The sequence below is a fragment of the Ekhidna lutea genome (assembly GCF_900188325.1).
Classification (GTDB): domain Bacteria; phylum Bacteroidota; class Bacteroidia; order Cytophagales; family Cyclobacteriaceae; genus Ekhidna; species Ekhidna lutea.
In genome coordinates, this window is record NZ_FZPD01000001.1 from 690,104 (window position 1) to 715,407 (window position 25,304).

The 25,304-nt window shown below is 35.3% G+C and carries 21 protein-coding genes; all 21 read left to right on the plus strand.

Annotated features, from left to right (window positions below; all coding sequences use genetic code 11):
* Nucleotides 1–12 precede the first annotated feature (12 nt).
* The 21 genes from CHB71_RS03040 to pseC all read left to right on the plus strand — a co-directional run bounded on the left by CHB71_RS03040 (nucleotide 13) and on the right by pseC (nucleotide 25,303).
* Nucleotides 13–1,266, plus strand: a complete 1,254-nt coding sequence (locus CHB71_RS03040) for a nucleotide sugar dehydrogenase (protein ID WP_089355396.1) — start codon at nucleotides 13–15, stop codon at nucleotides 1,264–1,266.
* Nucleotides 1,253–1,855, plus strand: coding sequence for an adenylyl-sulfate kinase (gene cysC / locus CHB71_RS03045; protein ID WP_089355397.1), 603 nt, complete (start codon nucleotides 1,253–1,255; stop codon nucleotides 1,853–1,855). Before CHB71_RS03040 ends, cysC begins: the two co-directional genes overlap by 14 nt.
* Nucleotides 1,852–2,757: a sulfate adenylyltransferase subunit CysD gene (cysD, locus tag CHB71_RS03050; RefSeq protein WP_089355398.1), complete on the plus strand. Its 906-nt coding sequence runs from the start codon at nucleotides 1,852–1,854 to the stop codon at nucleotides 2,755–2,757. The genes cysC and cysD overlap by 4 nt, the downstream gene beginning before the upstream one ends.
* Nucleotides 2,758–2,785: 28 nt before the next feature.
* The gene (gene cysN, locus CHB71_RS03055; RefSeq protein ID WP_089355399.1) at nucleotides 2,786–4,045 is read left to right on the plus strand and encodes a sulfate adenylyltransferase subunit CysN; all 1,260 of its coding nucleotides are present in this window, start codon (nucleotides 2,786–2,788) and stop codon (nucleotides 4,043–4,045) included.
* A complete protein-coding gene (cysQ, locus tag CHB71_RS03060; protein ID WP_089355400.1) occupies nucleotides 4,042–4,809 on the plus strand; it encodes a 3'(2'),5'-bisphosphate nucleotidase CysQ in 768 nt (255 codons plus the stop codon). The genes cysN and cysQ overlap by 4 nt, the downstream gene beginning before the upstream one ends.
* Nucleotides 4,810–4,819: 10 nt before the next feature.
* Nucleotides 4,820–7,420: an SLBB domain-containing protein gene (locus CHB71_RS03065; protein WP_089355401.1), complete on the plus strand. Its 2,601-nt coding sequence runs from the start codon at nucleotides 4,820–4,822 to the stop codon at nucleotides 7,418–7,420.
* Nucleotides 7,421–7,430: 10 nt separating this feature from the next.
* Nucleotides 7,431–8,504 (plus strand): GNVR domain-containing protein, encoded by a 1,074-nt coding sequence (locus tag CHB71_RS03070; RefSeq protein ID WP_089355402.1) that lies wholly within the window; start codon nucleotides 7,431–7,433, stop codon nucleotides 8,502–8,504.
* Between the two features lie 15 nt (nucleotides 8,505–8,519).
* Nucleotides 8,520–9,965 carry a hypothetical protein gene (locus tag CHB71_RS03075; RefSeq protein ID WP_144017313.1) on the plus strand — a complete coding sequence of 482 codons (1,446 nt, stop codon included), beginning with the start codon at nucleotides 8,520–8,522 and terminating at the stop codon, nucleotides 9,963–9,965.
* A gap of 6 nt (nucleotides 9,966–9,971) precedes the next feature.
* On the plus strand, nucleotides 9,972–11,297 hold the full coding sequence (locus CHB71_RS03080) for a lipopolysaccharide biosynthesis protein (protein WP_089355404.1): 1,326 nt from the start codon (nucleotides 9,972–9,974) through the stop codon (nucleotides 11,295–11,297).
* The gene (locus CHB71_RS03085) at nucleotides 11,298–12,170 is read left to right on the plus strand and encodes a sulfotransferase domain-containing protein (RefSeq protein ID WP_089355405.1); all 873 of its coding nucleotides are present in this window, start codon (nucleotides 11,298–11,300) and stop codon (nucleotides 12,168–12,170) included. It abuts the gene before it with no gap.
* Nucleotide 12,171: 1 nt separating this feature from the next.
* Nucleotides 12,172–13,047 (plus strand): sulfotransferase domain-containing protein, encoded by an 876-nt coding sequence (locus CHB71_RS03090; protein WP_089355406.1) that lies wholly within the window; start codon nucleotides 12,172–12,174, stop codon nucleotides 13,045–13,047.
* Entirely contained in the window at nucleotides 13,044–13,751 is a 708-nt protein-coding gene (locus tag CHB71_RS03095; RefSeq protein WP_089355407.1) for a hypothetical protein, read from the plus strand. Before CHB71_RS03090 ends, CHB71_RS03095 begins: the two co-directional genes overlap by 4 nt.
* 3 nt (nucleotides 13,752–13,754) lie before the next feature.
* Nucleotides 13,755–14,852: a glycosyltransferase family 4 protein gene (locus CHB71_RS03100; RefSeq protein ID WP_089355408.1), complete on the plus strand. Its 1,098-nt coding sequence runs from the start codon at nucleotides 13,755–13,757 to the stop codon at nucleotides 14,850–14,852.
* 26 nt (nucleotides 14,853–14,878) lie between these two features.
* The gene (locus CHB71_RS19170; RefSeq protein ID WP_089355409.1) at nucleotides 14,879–15,961 is read left to right on the plus strand and encodes an acyltransferase family protein; all 1,083 of its coding nucleotides are present in this window, start codon (nucleotides 14,879–14,881) and stop codon (nucleotides 15,959–15,961) included.
* Nucleotides 15,958–16,599: a sulfotransferase family 2 domain-containing protein gene (locus tag CHB71_RS03110; RefSeq protein WP_089355410.1), complete on the plus strand. Its 642-nt coding sequence runs from the start codon at nucleotides 15,958–15,960 to the stop codon at nucleotides 16,597–16,599. Before CHB71_RS19170 ends, CHB71_RS03110 begins: the two co-directional genes overlap by 4 nt.
* A 524-nt stretch (nucleotides 16,600–17,123) precedes the next feature.
* Entirely contained in the window at nucleotides 17,124–18,362 is a 1,239-nt protein-coding gene (locus tag CHB71_RS03115) for a glycosyltransferase family 4 protein (protein ID WP_089355411.1), read from the plus strand.
* Nucleotides 18,337–19,392, plus strand: coding sequence for an NAD-dependent epimerase/dehydratase family protein (locus CHB71_RS03120; RefSeq protein WP_089355412.1), 1,056 nt, complete (start codon nucleotides 18,337–18,339; stop codon nucleotides 19,390–19,392). The genes CHB71_RS03115 and CHB71_RS03120 overlap by 26 nt, the downstream gene beginning before the upstream one ends.
* A gap of 187 nt (nucleotides 19,393–19,579) precedes the next feature.
* The gene (locus CHB71_RS03125) at nucleotides 19,580–22,024 is read left to right on the plus strand and encodes a polysaccharide biosynthesis/export family protein (protein ID WP_089355413.1); all 2,445 of its coding nucleotides are present in this window, start codon (nucleotides 19,580–19,582) and stop codon (nucleotides 22,022–22,024) included.
* Between the two features lie 3 nt (nucleotides 22,025–22,027).
* Nucleotides 22,028–23,113 (plus strand): Wzz/FepE/Etk N-terminal domain-containing protein, encoded by a 1,086-nt coding sequence (locus tag CHB71_RS03130; protein ID WP_089355414.1) that lies wholly within the window; start codon nucleotides 22,028–22,030, stop codon nucleotides 23,111–23,113.
* Nucleotides 23,106–24,116, plus strand: a complete 1,011-nt coding sequence (gene pseB / locus CHB71_RS03135; protein WP_089355415.1) for a UDP-N-acetylglucosamine 4,6-dehydratase (inverting) — start codon at nucleotides 23,106–23,108, stop codon at nucleotides 24,114–24,116. The genes CHB71_RS03130 and pseB overlap by 8 nt, the downstream gene beginning before the upstream one ends.
* Entirely contained in the window at nucleotides 24,113–25,303 is a 1,191-nt protein-coding gene (pseC, locus tag CHB71_RS03140) for a UDP-4-amino-4,6-dideoxy-N-acetyl-beta-L-altrosamine transaminase (RefSeq protein ID WP_089355416.1), read from the plus strand. The genes pseB and pseC overlap by 4 nt, the downstream gene beginning before the upstream one ends.
* Nucleotide 25,304: the final 1 nt, after the last annotated feature.

Consider the following 25,304-nt stretch of genomic DNA (forward strand, 5'->3'; position numbering starts at 1 on the left):
TTAAAAAAAATTATGGAATATCGTGTGGGGATTATCGGTTTAGGCTATGTAGGCTTGCCCTTAGCTGTAGAGAGTGGAAAACTTCATAAAACAGTAGGTTTTGATATTAATCAAATCAGAATAGATGAACTAAAGACTGGATTGGATAGAACATTAGAGGTTGAGAAAAATGAACTGGATAGTGCCATAAAGTTAACCTTTACATCAAATAGTCGAGATTTAAGAGATTGTAATTTTTATGTAGTTACAGTTCCTACCCCAATAGATGGAAACAAGAATCCAGATTTAGAACCGATAAGAAAAGCGTCTGAGTTAATAGGTTCTATCCTTAAGAAGGATGATATTGTTGTTTACGAATCTACAGTGTTTCCGGGCTGTACTGAGGAAGTCTGTGTACCTATATTGGAAGAGCAAAGCGGGCTGAAGTACAACGAGAAATTTTTCTGCGGATACTCACCAGAGAGGATTAACCCGGGAGATAAAGAGCATAGAATAACAAATATTCTCAAAGTAACCAGCGGAAGTAATTCAGCAACGGCAAAAAGGGTTGATGAATTCTATCGATCTTTTGTTTCAGCAGGAACTCATAAGACTTCTTCCATAAAAGTGGCTGAAGCAGCCAAGGTTATTGAAAACTCACAACGTGATCTCAATATAGCGTTTGTGAATGAATTAGCTTTGATTTTTGATAAGTTGGAAATTGATACAACGGAAGTATTGGAAGCAGCTGGGACAAAATGGAATTTTCTTCCATTTCGACCTGGCCTTGTAGGAGGTCATTGTATTGGTGTTGATCCATTCTATTTAACTCAAAAAGCAGAGTCAGTTGGTTATCATCCGAATGTAATACTTTCAGGCAGAAAAATAAATGATCAAATGGGACAATATGTGTCTCAAAGAATAATCAAAATGCTTGGGCAAAAAAGAAAACTAAATGCCAACTCTAAGGCATTAATCCTTGGATTTACATTTAAAGAAAACTGTCCCGATACGCGCAACACGAGGGTAATAGACATATATGAGGAATTAGTCTCTTTTGGTATTGAGGTAGACGTATATGACCCTCAAGCTGATAAACACCAAGTACTAAACGAATATGGAATAGAACTGGAAGATAAATTGATGCATGGTTATCAAGTTGTAATACTTGCAGTTTCTCACAAAGAATTTTTAGACTTAGATTGGCGGAAAATTAGAGCGGAAACCGATATTATTTTTGATGTCAAAAGTATTCTTCCAAAAGAAATTGTAGATGGCAGATTATAAAAAATATATCATTCCACATTCGCACTCCTTAGAAAGAGGTAATAGGGAATCTTTGATGGGACATCACTCAAAAGTAATTTGGTTTACAGGTCTTTCCGGTTCTGGAAAATCCACATTAGCAGGTGGTTTAGAAGAATATCTTCATTCACATGGAATACATACATATATATTGGATGGTGATAATATTAGGACTGGACTAAACAGCGATCTTGATTTTAGTGAAGAAAGCAGAACCGAGAATATAAGACGAATATCGGAGGTTTCGAAGTTGTTTGTAGATGCAGGTATCGTTGTTCTTTCAGCTTTCATTTCTCCTTTTAAAGAGGATAGAAATTCTGCAATGAACTTAGTTGGAAGAGAAAATTTTCTCGAAGTTTATGTAGAATGCCCATTAGAAGTTTGCGAGGAAAGAGACGTTAAAGGCCTTTATAAAAAAGCGAGAAATGGAGAAATTAAGAATTTCACAGGAATTAGTTCCCCATTCGAGGAACCTGAAGATGCTGATATAGTGATTAATACAGCGAATAATTCAATGGAAGAATGTCTAAAGAAATTAGTTGAAAAAGTAGAACCGTTGCTACAATTATGAAAAAATATAATCTTACACATCTAAAGGAACTTGAAGCAGAATCCATCTACATTCTGAGAGAAGTAGCTTCACAGTTTCAAAATCCTGCGATCTTATTTTCAGGAGGGAAAGATTCTATTTGTGTTACTCATCTGGCCCGAAAAGCCTTTCACCCTGCTAAGATTCCTTTTCCATTAGTGCATATCGATACCGGGCATAATTTCCCTGAAACGATAGCATTTAGGGATAATCTTGTAAATGAACTCGGAGCAAAATTGATTGTAGGTTCAGTTCAAAGATCAATCGATGAGGGTAGAGCAGCAGAAGAAAAGGGAAAAAATGCTAGTAGAAATGCAATCCAAACGGTAACACTGCTAGATACAATCGAAGAGTATGGGTTTGATGCATGCATTGGCGGTGCTCGGCGTGATGAAGAAAAGGCACGGGCGAAAGAACGATTTTTTTCTCATAGAGATGAATTTGGACAATGGGATCCAAAAAATCAGCGCCCGGAACTATGGAATATTTTTAACGGCAAACAAAATTTCGGCGAACATTTCCGAGTATTTCCGCTAAGCAATTGGACTGAAATGGATGTGTGGCAATACATCCTTGCTGAACAAATTGACATACCATCTTTGTATTTTGCTCATAACAGAGATGTGATTTGGCGGAATAATACATGGTTGCCAGTATCTGAATTTATACAGATTAGTGGTGCTGAAAAAACAGTAAATAAAAAACTACGATTCAGAACTCTCGGAGACATAACCATCACTGGGGGTGTCGAATCAGAAGCTGATACACTGGAAAAAATTGTAGAGGAGGTAGCAGCGGCCAGACATACTGAGCGTGGAAACAGAGCAGATGATAAACGTTCTGAAACTGCAATGGAGGATCGTAAGAAAGAGGGTTATTTTTAAATCTGATCAAAACTTCAATACTTAAGAAATGGAAGGTTATTTAGATATGGAATTACTACGCTTTACCACTGCGGGTAGCGTAGATGATGGAAAAAGCACATTAATTGGACGGTTATTATATGATTCGAAATCAATTTTCGAAGATCAGCTGGATCAAGTAAAGAAGACCAGCGAAAAAAGAGGTTCAGCTGAAGTTGACCTGGCACTTTTGACGGATGGCCTCAAAGATGAAAGAGAGCAAGGTATTACTATAGATGTTGCGTATAGATATTTTGCAACTCCTAAAAGAAAATTCATCATTGCAGATACTCCAGGTCATATTCAGTACACCAGAAATATGGTAACTGGAGCATCAACAGCAAATGCGGCATTAATTTTAATTGATGCTCGAAATGGTGTGATTGAACAAACTTGCAGGCATTCCATTATTGCCTCGTTATTACAGATACCCCACATTATTGTTTGCATAAATAAGATGGATTTGGTTAATTATGATCAAGAGGTATTTAATAGAATCAAAGATGATTTTGAAGACTTTGCATCTAAGTTAGATGTTAAGGATGTTAGATTTATTCCGATTAGTGCTTTGAAAGGCGATAATGTCGTTAATCGTAGCGAGCACATGGACTGGTATGAGGGCTCAACACTTCTTTATACGCTAGAAAATATACATATAGGGAGCGATCATAATCACATTGATTGTAGATTCCCGGTACAGACAGTAATTCGTCCACAAACAGATAAATACCACGACTATCGCGGGTATGCAGGTCGAATTGCTGGTGGTGTTTTTAAGCCTGGAGATGAAATAACTGTTTTACCATCAGGTTTTACATCTAAAATCAAGTCGATTGATACATTTGATGGACCAATAAACGAGGCGTTTGCTCCAATGTCTGTGACGATTACATTAGATGACGACATTGATATTAGTAGAGGAGATATGATTGTCAGAACTAATAATCAGCCAGAGCAGAAACAGGATATTGATGTGATGTTATGCTGGTTAAACCCAAAGGGACCACAGCCTAGGACTAAGTATACCATCCGTCACACAACCGCTGATGCTAAGGCGATGATAAAAGAGATCCGATACAAAATGGATATTAACACCCTGCATAGAAATGAGGAAGATAAAAAAATTACTGCCAATGATATTTGTAGGGCTCAATTAAGAACAACTCGTCCATTGTTGGTGGATTCTTATAGGAATAATAGAAATACAGGTAGCATAATTTTAGTAGATGAAGGCACAAATGAAACAGTTGCTGCCGGTATGATAATATGATCGACTTAGAAAACTTAATAGAGCTTGCAAAAAAAGCTTCCCTGGCAGCAGGGGTAGAAATTTTAAAGATTTATGAATCCGGGGACTTCTCCATTGAAGCTAAATCGGATGACTCTCCATTGACCCGAGCTGATAAAGCCGCCCACAACAAAATCGTTTCTTTCCTGGAAAGTACTGACATTCCAATACTGAGTGAAGAAGGGAGAAATATACCTTATGAGGAAAGATCGAAATGGGAATACTTCTGGATGGTAGATCCTTTAGATGGAACTAAAGAATTCATTAAACGAAATGGAGAATTCACTGTTAATATAGCTTTAATACATAACGGCGTTCCAATTCTTGGAGTTGTCCACCCACCAGTTATCGGTGAACTCTACTGGGGATTAGATGGAAAAGGAGCGTTTATAGAAAAAAATGGAAAAGTCGAGAAACTGAAAGTGTCTAATAAGTCATTAGAAGATTCCGGCCTTAAAGTAGTGGCATCCAGGTCACATATGAGCGATCAAACGCAGGAGTTTGTTAACTCTCTAAAAGACCCGGAAGTTGTCTCAAAAGGCAGCTCATTGAAGTTTTTATTAGTGGCCTCTGGTGATGCTGACGTATATCCACGTTTTGGTCCGACAATGGAATGGGATACAGCAGCTGCCCACGCTATAGTAACCGAGGCAGGTGGAAGTGTTGTTCAGGAAGATGAAATTACACCATTGCAATACAATAAAATCAATTTATTGAATCCAAACTTTATAGCTTTAGCATTTTAATCTGTACTTCATGAAGCTTTTAAAATATTGTTTGATTGTATTTTCAATCTCGTTTGGGAATCTGGTAAATGCTCAGGGTTTAGATTCTGATTTAAAGTCGATTGAGATTGATCAATTGTCTGATGGTCAGATTCAGCAGTTTCTGGATAAAGCTAAAGAAAGTGGGATGACCCTTGATCAACTTGAAATTGTTGCGAAACAGCGAGGAATGTCAAGCATTCAGCTCTCAAAATTGAGAAGCAGAATTCAGGAGATTCAGCTTAAAACTTCAACTCCAGCAAATCAGATTGAGCATTCAGGCGATAGATTAAGAGATCAGCCAAGAGAGAAAGATTATAACGCCTTTGAATCCTTGAACCCATCAAATTCTACTAGGAAATCAAAAAAATTGAAATTGTTTGCTTCAGACATTTTCACTTCTGTGAAACCTTCCTTTGAGCCATTATTAAATATTCCAACACCGGTAGATTATGTTTTGGGCCCAGGGGATGAAATCATCATAGATGTATTTGGGGCCTCTGAAGTCACCTATCAGCAAATCATAAGCCCAGATGGAAATATCCTTATAGAAGGTGTCGGACCCATACCATTAGCCAATATTGATATTGAAATGGCGAAAAATAGAATATTGAATCGCTTATCAATAATTTTTTCAGGACTCAAGGGAAGGAATCCTAATACTTTTTTACAGCTTTCGCTAGGTAAGGTAAGGTCAATTAAAGTGAATGTAGTTGGGAATGTTTCGCAACCAGGAACATACACTTTGTCCTCCTTATCGACACTATTTAATGCCTTGTACAACGCTGGTGGCCCATCAGCGAATGGCTCTATGAGAGAGATAGAATTACATCGCGAAAATTCTATCGTAGCAACACTTGATGTTTATAAATATTTATTTGAAGGTAAAAGCGATCAAAACATTCAGCTCAGAGATGGGGATATTGTAATAGTAAAGCCATATTTAAATAGAGCAAAACTAGCAGGCTCGATTAAAAATCCGGCTATTTACGAAATTAGAAATGATGAGACTTTGGCTGATCTAATCAGGATGGCTGGTGGATTTGACGAATTAGCCTTTAAAGATTATTTGACCATTGATAGGGTTGGGGACGTTGAAAAGAAATTGGCTACAATTAAGCAGGAAGATTATCAAAAAGAAGCCCTTCATAACGGAGATTCAATTTTTGTATCACCCATTTTGTCCACTTATTCAAACCGGATAAAAATAGAAGGAGCCATTAACCGTCCCGGGTATTATGAATTAACCAGTCAGTTAACCTTAGCTGGGTTGATAGCGAAATCTCAAGGTTTAAGAGAAGATGCTTATTTGAAACGGGGAAATATTGTTAGGCTAAATCAAAACCTGACATTGCAAAATATTTCATTTGACGTTCAGTTGGTAATGGACGGTGAGCAAGATATTGTCTTGAGCCCTGAAGACCTGGTTATAATACCTTCAATTTTTGATGTTGAAGAAAAGAAGGTCATTACAATTAGTGGTCAGGTTAGGAAACCCGGCGAATTTCCTTTCATAGATAACATGACAGTTGAAGATCTTATTGGGCTGTCTGGTGGGTTGCTAGAAGATGCTAGTACAACTAAAATTGAAGTTGCGAGAAGATTAAGTGACACGCAGGATTTATCTAAGTCTTCACAGGTCTTTACCTTCAAAATCAATAAGGATCTATCCATTAATGAAGAAGCCTCTCACTTCATTTTAAAACCCTTTGATTTGGTGCTGGTTAAATCAACACCATATGTTAGAAAACACAAAATTATTAGAATTGAGGGAGAGGTTAATTTCCCTGGCCTGTACACATTGGAAACACATGAGGATAGATTGTCAGATGCAATTAAGAGAGCTGGAGGATTAACAGATTACGGATACCCAGAAGGTGCCATTTTGATTAGAAAAACGGAGTACTTTCAATCAAAAGTTGAAGAAAGGGCCATTAAGGCACTTGTGGAGAAAAGAAGAAAGGAGTTAGAGTCGAGGTATGCTGGCCAGGAAGATTCTTATCAATTCATTCAACAGCAGCTGGCAGATTATGAAAAAGAGGTTACTGAGAATATAAAGAAGGGTAAAACCACATCTGAACTTGAGGCTAGAATATTCAGAACCCAGCAATTGCGAATGCTGTTTTCCAGAGATTCAATAAGTGGGTTCAATGAAATTATTGAACAAGAAGCAATTGGTATAGAATTGAATGATGCGTTAAACAAACCTGGCTCAGAATTTGACTTGATATTAAGAGATGGTGACTTAATTAGTGTTCCTAAGAAATTAGAAACTGTTCGGGTTCAAGGCGAGGTTTTATATCCAAATACAGTTCGATACAGTAAAGGGTCAGGGTTTAAGTCATACATTTCTTCATCAGGCGGATTTTCGTCCAATGCTAAGATTGGAAAGTCCTATGTGGTATACGCCAATGGCTCTGCTAAACGTACCAAAAACATTCTGTTTTTCAGAAAATTCCCACCGATCAAACCGGGGGCAGATATAGTTGTACCTAAGAAACAAATAAGGAGAAAGCTTAATGTGCAAGAAGTATTGGGTGTTACCTCTTCTTTGGCAACTATTGCATTGATAATTGATCGATTGAGTAATTAATTCAAGGACAATGAGCTCAAAAGAAACCCAAATAGTAACATTGCCAGAGTTTTCAATTTCGCGATTTTTAACTTTTTGCCTAACTAAAAAAGTCAAGATTGTTTTCATTGTTCTTATTTCCACTTTACTTGGATTAATCATAGCATTGACTACTCCTGATGAATTTACTTCTAATACCATATTGCTTCCGGAAACATCCAGCGGGACTGAATTTTCAAGTATTAAAGGTTTAGCAGGCCTAGCGGGGATAAATCTTGCTGAAGATTCTGACGGAGGAATAAACCCTGAAATTTATCCTCAAATATTGAACAGTACTCCTTTTACAACTTCATTACTGAAGCAAGTATTTTACTTTCAGGATTTAGGTGACTCAATAACTCTCTATGACTTTTTTACCGAGCACCAAAAAACAAGTCTGTTTTCTAAAATAATTCAACTTCCTATGTCTGTGCTGAAAGCCATAAAAGGGGAAAGTGAACAATTAATCATACATGCTGAAAGCGATTTTGTAAGTCTGAATAAATCACAGATTGAGGCTATTGAGGAGCTAAAGTCCAGGATTATGATGTCTGTGGATATAAATACTGGGCTGATAACAATTTCTTGCAAAATGCAAGACCCACTTGTTGTGGCAGAAGTCACCAAATTCACATTGAATTATGTGTCTGAATACGTGAAAAGCTACTATACCCAAAAAGAGCTTGTGAATTTAGATTTTATCAGAGAAAGACATGCTGAGGCTAGAAAAGAATTTGAAGCCGCTCAGGTTGCTCTGGCATCATTTAGAGATAGTAATAGGTTGTTCGGCCGAGAATCGGCAAGAGTTGAGGAGCAAAGACTTCAAGCAGAGTTTGATATTAAATACAATGTGTATAATAATCTAACTCAGCAATTGGAGGAATCAAAAATTGCTGTTCAGAAAAAGAACCCGGTATATACAATTTTAGAACCTATAAAGATTCCACTGGAAGCCGCCGAACCACAACGACTAGTCATTCTTATATTTTCTTTCGTATTCGGAGTTTTCTTATCTGTAGGAATTTATTTGATATCCTTCATTTATGGGATGGATAAAAAGCTATAACTAAATCATTATTAAGTGCAGATTACTTTATTTGGATATGTAATCTTTGTCCTCATTATGGTTTCCCTGATAAAAAACACCAGGGAAAGGATCTTTGATTTAACAATCTTCTTAATCCCCTTTTTTTATACAACAGCCATAATACTCCCATTTGCCTCGATAAAACCTTTTCAATTGTCGGGAGCTCTTCTAGTATTCATTTATTTATTTGATCAGCTAAGACGATTAGTTTCGTCACCAAAAGAATATGCTTTTACAAAGACTGATTTATTAGCGATTGGGTTTTTAGCAATTTTAGGATTGTCTCTTTTTATGCCCTCAATATTTAGCAATAGCGTAAAGGTAATCCCAGAGGGTAGTATGGAGTATGATTCAATCTACTTTGCAATTCCTTTAAAATTTAGCTCAGGTCATATAACACAGTTGCTTTATCCTTCATTTGGTGTTTTTCTATTTATGTCTATTTCTAGCGCTATACATAGTCATGAAAGACTTAAAAAAGTAGTTGATATTCTACTGATAGTGCTTGTTTTATTGTTTATTTTCATTGTTTTTTTTCATTTCTGTAACCTGACAGGTAGGCAAGATTTATTGGGTAGCGTATTTGCTTTTTTTATTGCCGACTCAGAGCGAGGGCTATTTGTAAATGATATACATGCAATTGGTTCGATTATTCGGTCATTTACTTTTGTAGGGGAGCCTGGATATACTGCCCTATTTTATATTATGATGCTAGGGCTCATAATAGGCACAAGATATGGCGGATATAAGAACGGATATCATAAAATGAAAATTCAATATCTGATTCCTATAATATTAATTTCAATTCTTTTGCTGGCATCAACAACCGGTTACCTAGGCGTATTTACATGGATTATTGCATTTTTGGTTACTCTTAAGCTTAGGGTGGGATCTGAAATTAATTATTTCACAGACAAACAAATACTGGTTATTGCAGGAGTAGTATTCGCTACATTTGGAGTAGTGTTTATGATAATTGTAAATATTGTCGGGATAGATCTTATAGCGTTTTTCATAGAGCATATTTCTAAAATTGGAGGTGAGTATGGTTCAGGAGCAAGTAGGCTCAGTGCTATAAAATATACTTTTAATGAAGTCTTTATGAAAGCACCTATACTGGGTGTAGGCTATGGAAGTCATAAGACCTCAGCACTCTTTTTCACCTTGCTGGCAAATGTTGGAATTGTGGGACTGACAATGTTTTTATGGCTTAATATCTTTATTTTCAGAAGGGCTTGGAAAGCCATGGTATTCACAAGAACTCCGGATCTGGCTCAAATTACCTTTGCGATTATAACTAGTTATTTGTCAATGATGCCCTTACTACTATTTGTTAAGAGTCTTGTTTCAATTTTATTTGGATGGTATTGGCTGCTACTGGCGATGCTTGAAGCTTGCTACAGGCTTTATAAAAAAGAAGGTATTTCACATTCATCGTAAGAAAAAATGCATAGCATTCTCAATAAGGTTAAAACAATCTTATCAGATAAGGATAATAATGAAATTGCCGGAAAATCGTCAATATCATTCCTTTTAAAGATTGGCAGTTTTATTACCAATTATGGATTGGTTTTTATTTGCACTTATTACAGTGGCGCTAAAGGGTGGGGGCTTTTTGCTATATGCTTCTCCTTAACTCGATTAGTAGGTCTATTTTGCACGTTTGGGTTTCCAAATTCTATTGTTAAGTTCTTTGCTGATCATGAGCTTGACAGAAGGTATTTCTTGAAAATTGCCATGTTAATCACTGTTCCATTCAGTGTAATAGTAAGTTTAATAATTTACTCCTTCTCAGAGGAAGTAGCCTCTATTTTTAATGAAGTTGATGATGATCTTATCATAGCAATTAAACTTTCAAGTGCTGCAATTGTACCATTTGCCATCAGTTTAGTTGTTTCTGGTTTTTACCGGGCAATAAAAAACATGTCTCAGTACCATTTTTTTGAAACAATTGGAAGACAATTGTTTACGTTGATTATTTACTTAATCTGGGTTCAGGTTCAAAATGAAGATTATGTCTCTATTTTTAGTTTTTTGATCGCAAATTGGATTTTAATGTTAATTGGTCTGGTGTTAATCGCGGTTCAACTAAGAAAAAATGCTGGCGGAAATAACACGGTAACCGTCCGTCAAATACTAAGCGTCTCTACTTCCTTACATATTTCAAAATTTGTTAACTACGGTGTTATATCTAGTACAGTTTTTATTCTCGGTATCTTCGTGGACAGAAGCCTAGTTGGAATTTATGATGCATGTTATCGAGTCGCTAACTTTTCTTCCATAGCACTACTTGCTGTAAATAGTATTTCAGCTTCTAAGTTTGCAGAATTCTCAAGCCCTCAGAATATTAATAAATTAAGGAAAAACCTCAGATTTTCAGGGGCAATTGTGTTTTGGGTTTCGATTCCAGTTATTCTTTTTATTGCAATTTTCTCCTATTGGATACTTGGAATATTTGGAGATTCTTTCATTTATGGTCAAATCGCACTTTTAATATTGCTCGCTGGTCAACTTGTCAATAACTTGGCTGGGTCCGTAGGAATGATGATGCAAATGACAGGAATGCATATTCAGTTTAGGAATATTAATATAGCAGTGTTTGTGATGATAATAGTCCTGAACTTTGGTATGATACCAATATTGGGAATTAATGGAGCAGCTTTTGCCGTAACATTAGGATTGATTATAAAAAATTTTACATCTGTCTATTTAGTATATCGATCAAAAGGCATTTCCTCCTTTTATTTACCAAGCATTAAGTTTTTCAAATAGATGAGAGAAGAAAAGAAAATAGATTTTATGATAGTTGGTGCTCATAAAGCGGGCACTTCTTCTTTATTTCAATACCTATTAGAGCACCCACAGCTAGCCGGACATAAGTCATCTGAGTTTGTCTATTTTCTGAGAGATGATATTTACAAAAATGGACTTTCAAAATCATTTAAGTTATTCTCAAACCCAGATACTCAATATGTGATTGCTAAATGTGCTGGTCAGATGTATTCTCAGGAAGCAATGAAGAGATTGTATGAACACAACCCCGAAGTAAAACTTATTATGCTCCTTAGAAATCCCGTTGATAGAGCTTATTCAGCATTCTGGTTTAATATAAGCACTGGAAGAGAATCAAAAAATGACTTTCTTGAGGCATTTAATACACCGCCTGATAGTTTTGAAGATCCAATTCTAAGGCGTGAATGTGATTATCTTGGAAGAGGATTGTATTTTCATCATTTAAAAAATATTCTAAAATATTTTCCAATGGAAAATATTCATATAGGGTTCTTCGATGACTTTAAATCAGATACTAAATCTTATCTTCAAGATGTAATCCATTTTATGAACCTGGAAATCTATAATGAAATGGATACGTCAATTGTGCATAATAGTAAGTCAGGAGTAAGGTCAAAAACACTCGCTAAATTGATCAGGCCCGGTCAAAAAAAAATGATAACACACTTGTTTCCTGATAATCTAAAAAGAAGTCTCAAAAAGCATTTGAGAAAAATTAATGAGACCAAACTAAATGCACCACCCTTGGATACGCATCTTCGCGAAAGACTCATTAGATTTTATTTAGAAGATATAATAAGTTTGGAAAACCTACTAAACAAGAAGCTCGACATTTGGAAAGGTAATTATTGATATGGACCTTAAGAAGTTAGGAAGTAAGATTCAGCCGTATGCAAATAAATTGCCTTCGCCATTGCTATTGATTTATTTAAAAATTGCTTCAATTAGCCGGAAAGCATATTATAAGAATGAAAGTAAGCTGATTAATGGAAAACTTGAAATCAAATCGGAAAAGCAATCAGTTATATTTTTCACAATACATAAATGCGCATCTACATTTTTGAATAATCAGTTTAACGAATTGCTCAAGAATACTGATTATACAATGATTAATACAAGTTCTTATTTCACGAAAGAACAGCGAGATTATTATTATAGTGATAGCTCCAAAATCAAGTCGCTCTTTAAGCCAAAGGGTATTTGGTACGGGCCATATAGGTTTTTCATTGATGTCCCCAACTTAAATCATTATAAAGTAATACTTATCTTGAGAGATCCGAGAGATGTTTTGACTTCTTATTACTTCACAGCGGCATTTAATCATCCAATCTCCGATAAGGCTGTGATTGAAGAGAGAAAGGAAGCTCAAGCTCTCAATATTGATGAGTATGTTATTAAGAAATCTGAGCTTTTTTATCAAAGATATTTTGATTATCTCCAAAAAGTAAAACCACTTCAAAATGTTCTTTTACTGAAGTATGAGGACATGATAGTTGATTATAATACATTCCTTTCAGAAATTTCAGATTTTGTAGGAATGGATGAAAATGAAAAAATTCATGAATTAGTGGGTAAATCATCATTTAAGGTAGATAAAGAAGACCCTAATTCATTTATAAGAAACATCAAGGCTGGAGATCATAAGGAGAAGTTGAAGCCTGAAACCATTTCTTTTTTGAATAAAAAATTCGCTAAAATTTTAGAGGGTTTCAACTATCCTATATCATGAACTATAAAAATTTAAAATGGTATGTTTCCAACAGACTGTCGGAATTTGCATCCATCTATCACCTTTTAGTAAGCATACTTCTACGTAATGATGGAGAGATTGAGAAGAATTCATCAATTGTAATTGAAGGTTTCCCTCGTTCTGCAAATACATTTTCTTATTGGGCATTTCGGTTTTCACAAGAAAACTTTGAGGAAATGCATGTAGCACATCATCGACATAAAATTTCTCAAATAATCCTTGGAGTAAAGAGAGGGTTACCTGTAATTGTTTTGATAAGAAACCCAGAGGATGCAATAGCTTCTTTAAAAATTCGTCACCCTGAATTTACCTATCGGACTATGCTAAAAGTTTATATTTTCTATTATTCCAAAGTAATTGAACTAAAAAACAATGTCATCATTGCGGATTTTGATCAGGTAATAAATAACTACTCATCTATCTTGGAGCAGGTGAATAGAAAATTCGGGACTAATTTTTCGATGTTTGAGGCAACTCCTGAAAATTTAAAGAAGATAAAGGAAACTATAAGCCAATTGGATGACGTGACAAGGGATCCTACTAAGTTTTCCTCACGGGTAGCGCTACCAAACGATGAGAGAAAAGGATACAAAGAGCAAATTCTTAAAGAGATAAATTCTAATTCTGCTTTACTAAAAAAAGCCAAAGACATCTATCACAACCTTACGAATCAACTGCCATAATTAATGAGTAAAGTCTTAATAGATGGGTTAATTATAAGGAAAGAATTGGGAGGAATAAAAGTATACCTTCAGAAGGTTCTTGAATATCTTCCACAAGAGAAAAAACCTAACTTCATACTAATTACAAGTAACGATAATAAACATCTTTTTAGTCGGTTTGATATTGAAAAATTCAACATTCCAATCAGTGCAACCAACCCTATTGTACGAATTTTTTTGCAACAAATAATCGTCCCTTTAATCGTACTATTTAAGCGTATTGATGTCTTATATCAACCTGTTGACATAATATCTTTATTGGCACCTTGTAAGCAATTGACTTGTATACACAGCAATCATATTAATTCAATTTTAGGTGAATATGGAAAAATTAAAAAAACATATGTTCTGACGTTCTTTAAGTGGACAATTAAAAGAGCACATAGAATCATTACAATATCAGACTATGTAAAGGATGAAACAATCAGAATTTTTGGGTTCGGTGAAGAAAAAATGAAAACTATTTACCATGGAGGAGGACTTGTAGAAGATCATCAAAATTGGGCTGGAACTATTAGTGAAAATCACTTTCTTTTTACAGGCACATTATTCAACCACAAAAATGTAGATAAGTTGATCGATGCGTATGCTTTAGCATTAGATAAACAACCCTCATTACCAGAGTTGCACATTGTTGGAGCCGATTTTGAAGGAAACTTAAATAAGTATAAACATCGTGTAGAAGATCTGGGATGCTCGAAGAATGTTGTTTTTTTTGGACGGATAAATGACGATGAACTCCTCGAGCAAATATTCACAGCTCTGGCAATTGTCTACCCCTCTTCCATAGAAGGATTTGGATTGCCATTGGTTGAAGCTATGCATGCACGAAAACCCCTTATTTGTTCAAACGAAACATCAATTCCCGAAGTTGCTGGAGATGCTGCTATTATCACCAATGTTTACGACAGAGATATTTTTTCAAATGATTTAATAAGACTTTTTGATGATAAGAGCCTTAGGGCTGAGCTAATTGAAAAGTCTATTGAACGAGGGAAGAAGTTCAATTGGAATAATACAGTTAGGGAAACTATAAAGGAAATAGAGAAACTGTCTAAGTAGCTTTTAAATTATTAAATGAAAATTTCATGTATTATGTGAAAAAGATAAGTCAACTTTTATTTCCGAGAGACCATTTTCCAGATCACTTTCGTTCACTTGACGGCTTAAGGGGATTTGCTCTTGTTATCGTCTTGCTAAGTCATAGTTCCAGGTTCGGCTTACAAGAATCAATTAATTTAGAGCATACCGGATTCATGGCCCTTTACTTGTTTTTTGTTTTAAGTAGTTATCTTCTGGACCGCCAGATTATCTCATCACTGATTCGAAAACGAGTTTCTCACAGGTATTGGCTCAATTACGCGCTAAGAAGGTTTTTACGAATTTACCCTGTATATGTCCTAGCCCTGCTACTTAATGAGTACTTAAGCAGACAGGGTAATGATATTGCTATTTTTCTAGCTCCAGGAGAGTTACTGAATCATTTATTGCTTCAGCAAGGAAATGTAGTGTTCTGGAGTATTCCGGTTGAGTTTACATATTATATTTTATCACCTTTTCTGATGCTATTTTTTCATTATATCGTTAAATGGAAACATAAGCAAATTCTATTGGTGATCCTGTCGTTGAGCTTATTATCCGTTCTATCAAACTTCCTAATTGATTATGGCAGAACTTCCGTATTTAAATATTTATCAATCTTTTTAGCTGGCTCTTATATTGCTTACCTCGATTTATTTTATCAGGAAGATGTTAAAAGAATTATATTGAATAATAGAACAGGGATATTTGTTTTTTGTATTCTATCGGTTATAATGTGTGTTTTAATGGTCCCCACAGTTTTCAACTCAATTGCTGGGACATCTATTAATTCTTTTAATCACCCTGTCATCTTTATGCCGGTAGCTATTATGTGGTCCTGCTTGCTGTTGTTGTGTAGAAATAAATTCAGCTTTATAACAAGAATTTTTGAATTAAAATGGTTAAGACTTCTAGGGATCATTAGTTATTCAGTTTACTTGTTTCATGTCCCATTTTTTAATTTTTTTAGCAATGGGTCTTCGGGAGATCTCCTAAATTTCATTCTTGCAATAACTAGTGTATGTGGTTTAGGCATTATGCTGTTTTTCTTTTTTGAACGTCATTTAGCAAAAATTAGAATCAAGACATGATACTTTCACATAAACATAAATTTATTTTTTTTTCTTTTCCTAAGACCGGCTCGGAAAGTGTACGGGCCCTACTTAAGGAATTTAATGAGGCAGATGTCAGGGTTTACAAGGAAATTGATGAGAAAAACCCATTCTATAGTCATATTTCGCCCATCGAAACATTAAGTATCTTCAATAGTAATGGATGGGATTATAGTGATTACTACAAATTTATGATTGTAAGAAACCCATGGAAAAGATTAGTTTCCTTATACGAGATGATATACAATCATGGTGTTAAAAAATTATTCAGACCTTCTTTTAATAACTGGTTACAAACCATAGATAATAAAGGTCAGGGTGGTGGAGGAAAAGACTACATGAGGTGGAGAAAGTATGGAACTTACAGCTTGCCTTATTATGCAATGAGGAAGGGAGATTTATTAGTAGATAAAGTAATTAAACTAGAGAATATCGATAGTGGAATTCGAGAGATATTTGACAAACTTGAAATAGAATTAAGCCAAGAGGTTCCAAAAATTAACCGTCGAAAAAAAACAAAAGAATCCTATAAATTTTATTATAATAATGATTCAATAGAGCGAGTGTACAAGCTTTATGAATATGAAATTGAGCACTTTAAATATACTTTTGATTGAAAAAGATTAATTAAAAGATCATTCTTGAATGATTTTACGCCCCTATCCAAATTGAGTATAGAATTCTAGAGAACCTACTGTTGAGAAACTAAAATTATTTAGCTCAGGACCAGTTTGATGAATCATTTGTTATAAAGCCAGATGCGAAAATTAATTTTTTAATAAAACCACTCCATCTTTGAAGTCAGCAAGTGAAAAAAGAGCTTTTGGATAAGGTGAGAAATTTTAAAAAAAAATATTGAAGGGAAAGTGTAAAAGCACAGTAAGTTTTTTTTAATTGAGAGGCACAAAGAAAACTTTCACTAAGTTATATTGCGATTATATTTTATTCGCCAAAATGGAAAACCTAACTTCTGATAAACGGGTGGTGCAGGATTTATTTGAATTCACCGGTTTATCTTATTCAAAAAATAACATTGATAACTCATTCGCAAAATTGGATAGGGGACGTATACGTGACTCTGGTAAACCTTCTATTCATGATAGAAAAATCGAAAAACTACTAGCCTAAAGGATATTTTTTTGTGAAAATCATAGTTAGTAGCCTATATTTTTATACAGATCATTCTGGGATAGCACTTTATGCAACTGATTTTGCAAAGTATGCCCAAGAAGAAGGTCATGATGTAAAAGTTATTACGGGCTTCCCATTTTATCCCAACTGGAAAAAAAGAAAAGAAGATCGAAGAAGATTTTTTAGAATAGATAATCTAGGCAGCATAAAAATCTATAGAGGATACACCTACGTCCCGCCAAAGCCTTCTACTTTAAGTAGATTGATTCAAGAATTTTTCATGTTATTTTTTTCAATAATCAATTATCTAAGGGTTGGTAAACATGACTTAATTGTGGTTTTTTCTACCCCAGTGTCATTTGGCTTTCTGGGTGTTGTAATGAAATGGCTTTATAGAAGTAAGTTGATCATCAATGTTCAGGATTTTCAGGTTGAAGCCGCAAGCAGCTTAAAAATGGTCAAAGGATCATTCTTTGTTGATTTACTAAAAAAAATTGAAGGGTTTAGTTACAAGCATGCAGACTTTGTTAGCACCATTTCGCGTAGCATGATCAATGTCCTTAAAGAGAAGCATGTTCCACAGGAAAAGATTCTCTTTTGGCCTAATTGGATTAATCTGAATGAAATCGATAGTTTGAAAATTGAAAATGGCACATTCCGTAAAAGATACGATGTGTGTGATGAGGATATAATTATTGGCTATGCGGGTAATATTGGACTTAAACAAGGCCTGGAAGTAATGGTGGATTTAGCAAATGAATTTTTAGAAACACCATGTTTAAGGTTTTATATAATAGGTGAGGGAGCAGGGCTTGAAGGTCTTAAGGATTATTATCAAAAAACTCAACCAAAAAACATAACATTCCTGCCATTCTTAAAAACCATAGAGTATAAAGAATTCTTGGTTGATAGTGATGTCATATTTGTGTCGCAAAAGAAAACGAATAAGGATATTTACTTCCCATCTAAATTGTTAGAGATAATGGCCATGAGTAAAACAATCCTGCTCAATGCTGATAAAGATTCGGAATTATACAAAGTCCTGAAGGATAATAATCTTGCTTATGTTACGGACTACAAAGATCTTTCGGCACTGAAAGAAGCAACTAAAACACTAATAAATCAACCTGGATTGAAAGCCACTTTTGGAGAAAATGCTCGATCCTTTGTCACCCAATATGATCGAAAAAACATTTTGGGAAAGATTATTAATCAAATAAATAATGAAAAAACTAATAGTAACAGGTAGTGGAGGTCTTATAGGAAGTGAAGTTGTTGCATATTTCGCTAAGAGTGGATGGAAAGTAATAGGTATTGACAATAACATGAGGGCCGATTTTTTTGGGCCGAGTGGTGATACTACCTGGAACATTAAGCGTCTCAGTGAAGAGTTAAATTTATTTGAGAGCTATAATGTTGATATTAGAGATAGAGAAAAGATCGCTTCTTTCATTAAAGAAACTAAGCCAGATGCAATTGTTCATGCAGCAGCTCAGCCGAGTCACGATCTAGCAGCTTCAAGACCATATGATGATTTTGATGTTAATGCTGTTGGAACATTAAATATGCTTGAAGGTACTCGCAAGTATTCAAATGAAACCCCTTTCGTCCACCTTTCTACCAATAAAGTTTACGGTGATGCTCCGAATAACCTTAATTTAGAAGAACAAAGGACCAGATGGGATTATGCCGACCAGGAGTATTATAACGGCATCAAGGAAACTTTTTCAATAGACCAATCAAAGCATTCTCTTTTCGGAGCGTCAAAAGTAGCAGCTGATGTGATGGTGCAAGAATATGGAAGGTATTTTGATATGCCGACATGTTGTTTGAGAGGTGGTTGCTTAACCGGTCCAAATCATAGTGGTGTTGAACTTCACGGATTTTTGAGTTACCTTATAAAATGTAATATTATTGGTAAAAAGTATACCATATTTGGCTATAAAGGCAAGCAAGTTAGGGATAACATACATTCGTATGATGTGGCATCTTTTATAGATTTTTTTATTAGTTCTCCTCGAGTAGCTCAGGTTTACAATCTTGGTGGAGGACGGGAGAATTCAGTTTCAATCCTCGAGGCTTTTGAATTAATTTCATCTATAACCGGAAAAGAAATGGTTTATGAGTACTCAGAATCAAACCGAATAGGAGATCATATATGCTATATTTCAGATCTTTCTAAAATGAAAAATCACTACCCAGGCTGGGAAATCACAAAAGACCTTAACACTGTCTTTCATGAAATACATAATTCTTGGTTAGAAAGAATTAACTTATGAATGCAAATCAGAATTCTGAAGTTCTAGCTTAGGAATTAGAGAAATTAATGGTCTTGTAATGGAGAGATTCACCAGAGATAAGGGCTTTCTACTATTGTCGAATGATTTATTAAGTACCATTCTTACTAGAAAGTCAACTTATTAAATGCATCCTTTATAGTTTTGCCGTTTCATAAGAACGACCAGTATGTATACCTTTATTAAAAGGATAATTTTTATAACAACTCTTATAGCAGGATTTGTAAGTAATGCGCAGGACATCAATGATTTAAGATCGATAGATATCGACGATTTGTCTGACAAGCAAGTCCAATCTTTTATCAATAGGGCAGAGAGTTCAGGAATGACCATGCAACAACTCGAACTGTTAGCACAGCAGCGGGGAATGTCCTCAATACAAATTTCAAAATTACGAAATCGAATCGCTAAGATTCAATCAGAAGAAAGTGGCGATGCTGGATTAAGTGGAAACAGCATCAGATTAAGAGACAATAATATTGATAAAACAAGGGTTAATTTTTTTGATGACCTTGTTATGACTGATTCTCTTGAAAACAAGGGGCTGCCTATTTTCGGATCGGAAATTTTCGAGTCTTCATTAACCTTCGAGCCATCACCTAATGTTGCAACACCTAAAAATTATGTACTAGGAGCGGGTGACGAAATCATAATTGATATCTATGGAGCTTCTGAAATCACATACCAGCAAACAATCTCACCTGATGGAAATATTTTGATAAGCGGTGTTGGCCCCATAAGCCTGTCGGGACTAACCGTAGAAGAGGCAAAAAACAGAACCTTTAATCAATTGTCATCAATATATTCAGGACTTAAAGGAAGAAATCCAAATACATTTTTTCAATTCTCTGTTGGAAAAATCCGGACTATAAATGTAAATGTTGTTGGAAATGTAAAAAGACCAGGAACCTACGCTCTTTCATCCTTCTCGTCTGCATTTAACGCACTCTATTATGCTGGTGGACCTAATGAAAAAGGGTCCATGAGAAATATTGAAGTTATTCGAGACAATGAAAAAATTGCAACACTTGATATTTATAAGTATTTCTTTTTTGGACAATCGAATGGAAACCCACAATTGAGAGATGAGGATATTCTTGTTGTCAGGCCCTATCAAAACAGAATAAAGTTTGCAGGGAATGTTAAACAACCAGCAATTTATGAATTGCTAGATAACGAGTCAATTGAAGATTTGTTAAGAGTTTCAGGCGGGGTTACTCCGGAAGGAAAGAAAGACTACTTGAATGTATTTAGAAAGGCAGGCGGAAGGAAAACAGTTAAGACAGTAATTAAAGATCAATATGATAACTCGGTATTAGTTGGAGGAGACTCCATCTATGTGTCACCCATTCCATCTTATTACATAGATAGGGTCAAAGTTGAGGGTGCGGTTCACTACCCCGGATATTATGAGCTTTCAGATAGCCTTACTTTACGTCAATTACTAACTGTTGTTGAAATCAGTAGAAACGCATTCAAAGAAAGAGGTAATATCATTCGATTGAACAATGATTTATCATTTTCAAATCTTACATTCAATTTGAATGATGTACTAGCTGGAAATGTCGATTATGAGCTTAAGCAAGATGACCTAATACGTATTGCTTCAATCTTCGATGTAGAAGAGCAAAAGAATGTAACAATTTTGGGAGAGGTCAAAAATGGAGGTCAGTACCCTTATGTGAATGGAATGACTGTTGAAGACCTTGTAACCGTATCTGGAGGATTAAAATCATCTGCCAACACTACCTCAGTGGAAGTAGCGAGAAGGGTGTCTAAAGACTCCAAAGAATTTAGAACGGCCTTTCTGTTCGATTTTTCGATAGCTCAAAATTTAGGAACTGACACTTCTGCATCATCTTTTGTATTGGAACCATTTGATGTTGTTACAATCAAAGCTACTGCCCTTTTTAGAACCCAAAAAACAATCAAAATTGAGGGTGAAGTGATGAAACCAGGTTTTTATGCTTTGGAAACAGAAGAGGACAAAATAACCGACTTAATTGCCAGAGCTGGCGGACTTACTAAATATGCATATCCAAAAGGTGCTTCTTTGATTCGAGACTTGTCAATAGATGATGACGTCACTACTGAAACGAGTATAGGTAATGCATATAGAAGACAACAACTTGAAGGCTTAATTAAAAGAGATTCACTCGATGAAATAGGAGAAGAGTATGTTGATAGAGAAGGAGTTGGTATAGAATTGGATAAGGCGTTGAATGATCCAAAATCAAAGCATAATATCATTTTGCAAGATGGAGATGTCATTAGTGTACCAAAACAATTGCAAACCGTAAGGGTACGGGGTGAGGTTTTATATCCCACTAGAGTTAAATACGATAGATCAACGTCTTTTAAGGAATACATTTCGCTATCAGGAGGATTTAGTGATAAGGCTAAGAAATCCAAATCATATGTGGTCTATCCAAATGGAAGAGCTCGTCGCACAAAAACTTTCTTGTGGCTCAAATTATACCCTTTAGTTGAGCCAGGATCAGACATTTTTATTCCTCAGCAAGAAGTTAAGCAGAAGTTATCTGTTCAGGAAGTTTTAGGAATTACTTCATCTCTCGCCACTATTGCTTTAATTATTGATAGATTGACTAATTAACTTATGAAGAGTTCGGGCAAGGTATTTGATGGTGACGAATTTGACTTATTGGGCTTATTAATGCTGATATGGAATGCAAAGGCCTTTATCATTAAGCTTACCTCTGTTTTTGTTGTGATTGGAGTGATCGTGGCATTTACAACGCCAGTCGAATATACAGCTTCTGGTAAGTTAATCTCAGAAAGTCAGGAAGGAAGTAAATCCAATTTGGGAGGGTTAAGTGGTTTGGCTGGGTTAGCTGGATTTGATTTTAACAGTTTATCCAGTAGTAATACAATTTCACCGGAACTCTTCCCAGAAATAGCCAAGAGTTCGCCTTTTATAAATAAGTTAATCCATGAACCAATATATTTTGAGAATAAGGATTCATTAATTTCAAGTTTCAATTACTTAAAAGTAATGAAAAAAAAATCGTTATTTGAGATATTAATTGAATACACTGTTGGACTGCCAAATAAAATAAAGAGTCTGTTTATTAAAACTGATTCTTCTAATAAGAGAAACTATGATTTAATTAGATATTCAAAAGAAGACTGGAAACTGTACGATGAATTTGCATCAAGGTATTCTGTTTCAATAGATGATAATTCTGGTATTATTTCCGTAAGTGCAGAAATGCCTGATGTGGTAGCATCCGCTCAAATAGCTAATCTAATTGTAAATGAATTAACAAGGGAAATTGTCAGCTATCAACTTGAAAAGGCTGAAAGTAATTACAAATTTATTGAGGCTCGATATTTAGAGTTCGAAGAAGAATACAAGTTAAAACAGAGAAAACTAGCCCAATATTCAGACAGAAATAGAAATATCTCTAATCCAATTATTCAAACTGAATATACACGCTTACAAAACGAGTTAAGTATAGTATTTGAAGTATATAAAGGCTTAGCTTCACAATTAGAGCAAGCCAAAATCAAAATGAAGGAAATTACTCCCACCTTTATGGTCTTGGAACCAATTCGTATACCAATAGATAAAAGTAAACCTAAACGGGGGTTAATAATTATGATTGCATCATTTATTGGAATTTTATGCGGTATAATTTATTCCATTGTTAAAGTCAATTTTCTATCAAAAGAACATGCTTAAAAATAAATCAATTTTAATTACAGGAGGAACTGGATCATTGGGTAAAGCTCTAACAAAGCATATCCTCTCAAAATATTCTGATGTTAAGAAATTAATCATTTATTCCAGGGATGAACAAAAACAGTTTCAGATGGCTCAGGAATACCCTCATCATTCTTATCCTCAGGTGAGGTTTCTAATAGGGGATGTTAGAGATAGGGAACGATTGGCAAGAGCATTTAAAGGTGTTGATTATGTAATCCATGCTGCAGCGATGAAACATGTTCCTATTGCGGAGTATAATCCAGATGAATGTATTAAGACGAACATCGGAGGTGCCCAAAATGTAATCCACGCTTCAATAGAGACTGGCGTTCAAAGAGTGGTTGCTCTTTCAACTGATAAAGCTTGTGCCCCGATTAACTTGTATGGTGCCACAAAACTAACATCAGATAAGCTTTTTATAGCGGCCAATAATATCAAAGGAGATAATCCAATTAAGTTTTCAGTTGTACGATATGGAAATGTCATGGGCTCTAACGGTTCTGTTATTCCTTTTTTTATTAACAAGAAAAAAGAAGGGGTATTGCCTATCACTGACCCAAACATGACTCGATTCAATATTTCTCTACAAGGCGGAGTAGATATGGTTATGCATGCACTGGAGCATGCATGGGGTGGTGAATTGTTCGTCCCAAAAATCCCTTCCTATAAAATCCTCGATGTTGCTGATGCTATAGGCCCAGAATGCGAGAAGCCAGTTGTGGGAATACGCCCGGGAGAAAAGGTACATGAGGAAATGATTACTGCTTCCGATTCTTTTTATACTTATGATCTTGGTAAGTATTATGCGATCATACCTGCAACTCATTCATGGTCTTTGGATGATTTTGTTAAGAAGTTTGATGCAAAGAAGGTTCCCGAAGGTTTTAAATATAACTCTGGGGAGAATACAGAATGGGAAACAGTAAACTCTCTCAGATCTTTAATAAAAGAACATGTAGATTCATCTTTTGAGGCATGAGTAAAGTAATTCCTTATGGTAAGCAAGATATTAATCAAGAAGACATTGACGCAGTTGTCAAAGCATTAAAATCTGACTATTTAACACAGGGACCTAGAATAAAAGAGTTCGAAGAAGCCTTTGCTGAGTATGTTGGGTCCAATTATGCCGTAGCTGTCTCCAATGGCACAGCAGCATTGCATTTATGTGTTTTAGCTTTGGGTTTAAATGAGGGAAAAAAGGTAATAACCACACCAATAACTTTTGCCGCTTCAGCTAATTGTATCAGATATTGTGGAGGAGATGTGGTTTTTGTTGATATTGACCCTAAAACATATTTGATCGATCTTGAAGAGGTTGAGAAATTGCTTTCTAAACATCAGAAAGGTACTTTTTCAGGGATCATTCCCGTAGACTTTGCAGGTAGGCCCGTAGATTTAAATAAATTTAGAAATCTAGCAGAAGAATATAACCTATGGATTATTGAAGATGCATGCCATGCGCCAGGAGGTTATTTTGTTGATAGTAAGAAGCAAATAAGTAAATGTGGAAATGGGCAATTTGCGGATCTGTCTATTTTTTCTTTCCATCCAGTAAAGCACATAGCATCCGGTGAAGGGGGCATGATCACAACGAATGATGAAAAACTATATAATAAGCTACTAACACTGAGAACACATGGCATTTCTAGAACGGAAGGAAATTACAAAAATTCTGTTGAATTTGCTACTGGTGAGTCTGGACTACTGGACTACCCTGGCTGGTACATGGAAATGCAAGAGTTGGGGTTTAATTATCGCCTAACAGATATTCAGGCAGCTCTGGGAAAGAGTCAATTGTCTAGGGCAAATGAAGGATTAAAGAGACGAAGAGAAATTGCTGCCAAGTACTTTTCTGTATTCTCAGGTAAAGATTTTATTAGAGGTCAGTCTGGAATTGTCGAGGGACATGCCTACCACTTATACGTTATTGAAGTAGATAATCGTTTAGGCCTATACAATCACTTAAGAGAACAAAGTATTTTAGCACAAATTCATTATATACCATGTCATTTGATGCCATATTATAGAGAATTTGGATGGAAAGAAGGAGATTTGCCTCATTCTGAAAACTATTACAGGCACTGTATCAGCCTACCAATGTATCCGGGCTTATCCGATAATGAGGTTGAATATGTTATTGAACAAGTTTTAAAATTCTTCGAATAAA

Excerpts from the sequence above, each read along its gene's own strand:
- CHB71_RS03040 (WP_089355396.1), top strand. The coding sequence starts at position 13 with ATGGAATATCGTGTGGGGATTATCGGTTTAGGCTATGTAGGCTTGCCC.
- cysC (WP_089355397.1), top strand. The coding sequence starts at position 1,253 with ATGGCAGATTATAAAAAATATATCATTCCACATTCGCACTCCTTAGAA.
- cysD (WP_089355398.1), top strand. The coding sequence starts at position 1,852 with ATGAAAAAATATAATCTTACACATCTAAAGGAACTTGAAGCAGAATCC.
- cysN (WP_089355399.1), top strand. The coding sequence starts at position 2,786 with ATGGAAGGTTATTTAGATATGGAATTACTACGCTTTACCACTGCGGGT.
- cysQ (WP_089355400.1), top strand. The coding sequence starts at position 4,042 with ATGATCGACTTAGAAAACTTAATAGAGCTTGCAAAAAAAGCTTCCCTG.
- CHB71_RS03065 (WP_089355401.1), top strand. The coding sequence starts at position 4,820 with ATGAAGCTTTTAAAATATTGTTTGATTGTATTTTCAATCTCGTTTGGG.
- CHB71_RS03070 (WP_089355402.1), top strand. The coding sequence starts at position 7,431 with ATGAGCTCAAAAGAAACCCAAATAGTAACATTGCCAGAGTTTTCAATT.
- CHB71_RS03080 (WP_089355404.1), top strand. The coding sequence starts at position 9,972 with ATGCATAGCATTCTCAATAAGGTTAAAACAATCTTATCAGATAAGGAT.
- CHB71_RS03085 (WP_089355405.1), top strand. The coding sequence starts at position 11,298 with ATGAGAGAAGAAAAGAAAATAGATTTTATGATAGTTGGTGCTCATAAA.
- CHB71_RS03090 (WP_089355406.1), top strand. The coding sequence starts at position 12,172 with ATGGACCTTAAGAAGTTAGGAAGTAAGATTCAGCCGTATGCAAATAAA.
- CHB71_RS03095 (WP_089355407.1), top strand. The coding sequence starts at position 13,044 with ATGAACTATAAAAATTTAAAATGGTATGTTTCCAACAGACTGTCGGAA.
- CHB71_RS03100 (WP_089355408.1), top strand. The coding sequence starts at position 13,755 with ATGAGTAAAGTCTTAATAGATGGGTTAATTATAAGGAAAGAATTGGGA.
- CHB71_RS19170 (WP_089355409.1), top strand. The coding sequence starts at position 14,879 with ATGTATTATGTGAAAAAGATAAGTCAACTTTTATTTCCGAGAGACCAT.
- CHB71_RS03110 (WP_089355410.1), top strand. The coding sequence starts at position 15,958 with ATGATACTTTCACATAAACATAAATTTATTTTTTTTTCTTTTCCTAAG.
- CHB71_RS03120 (WP_089355412.1), top strand. The coding sequence starts at position 18,337 with ATGAAAAAACTAATAGTAACAGGTAGTGGAGGTCTTATAGGAAGTGAA.
- CHB71_RS03125 (WP_089355413.1), top strand. The coding sequence starts at position 19,580 with ATGTATACCTTTATTAAAAGGATAATTTTTATAACAACTCTTATAGCA.
- CHB71_RS03130 (WP_089355414.1), top strand. The coding sequence starts at position 22,028 with ATGAAGAGTTCGGGCAAGGTATTTGATGGTGACGAATTTGACTTATTG.
- pseB (WP_089355415.1), top strand. The coding sequence starts at position 23,106 with ATGCTTAAAAATAAATCAATTTTAATTACAGGAGGAACTGGATCATTG.
- pseC (WP_089355416.1), top strand. The coding sequence starts at position 24,113 with ATGAGTAAAGTAATTCCTTATGGTAAGCAAGATATTAATCAAGAAGAC.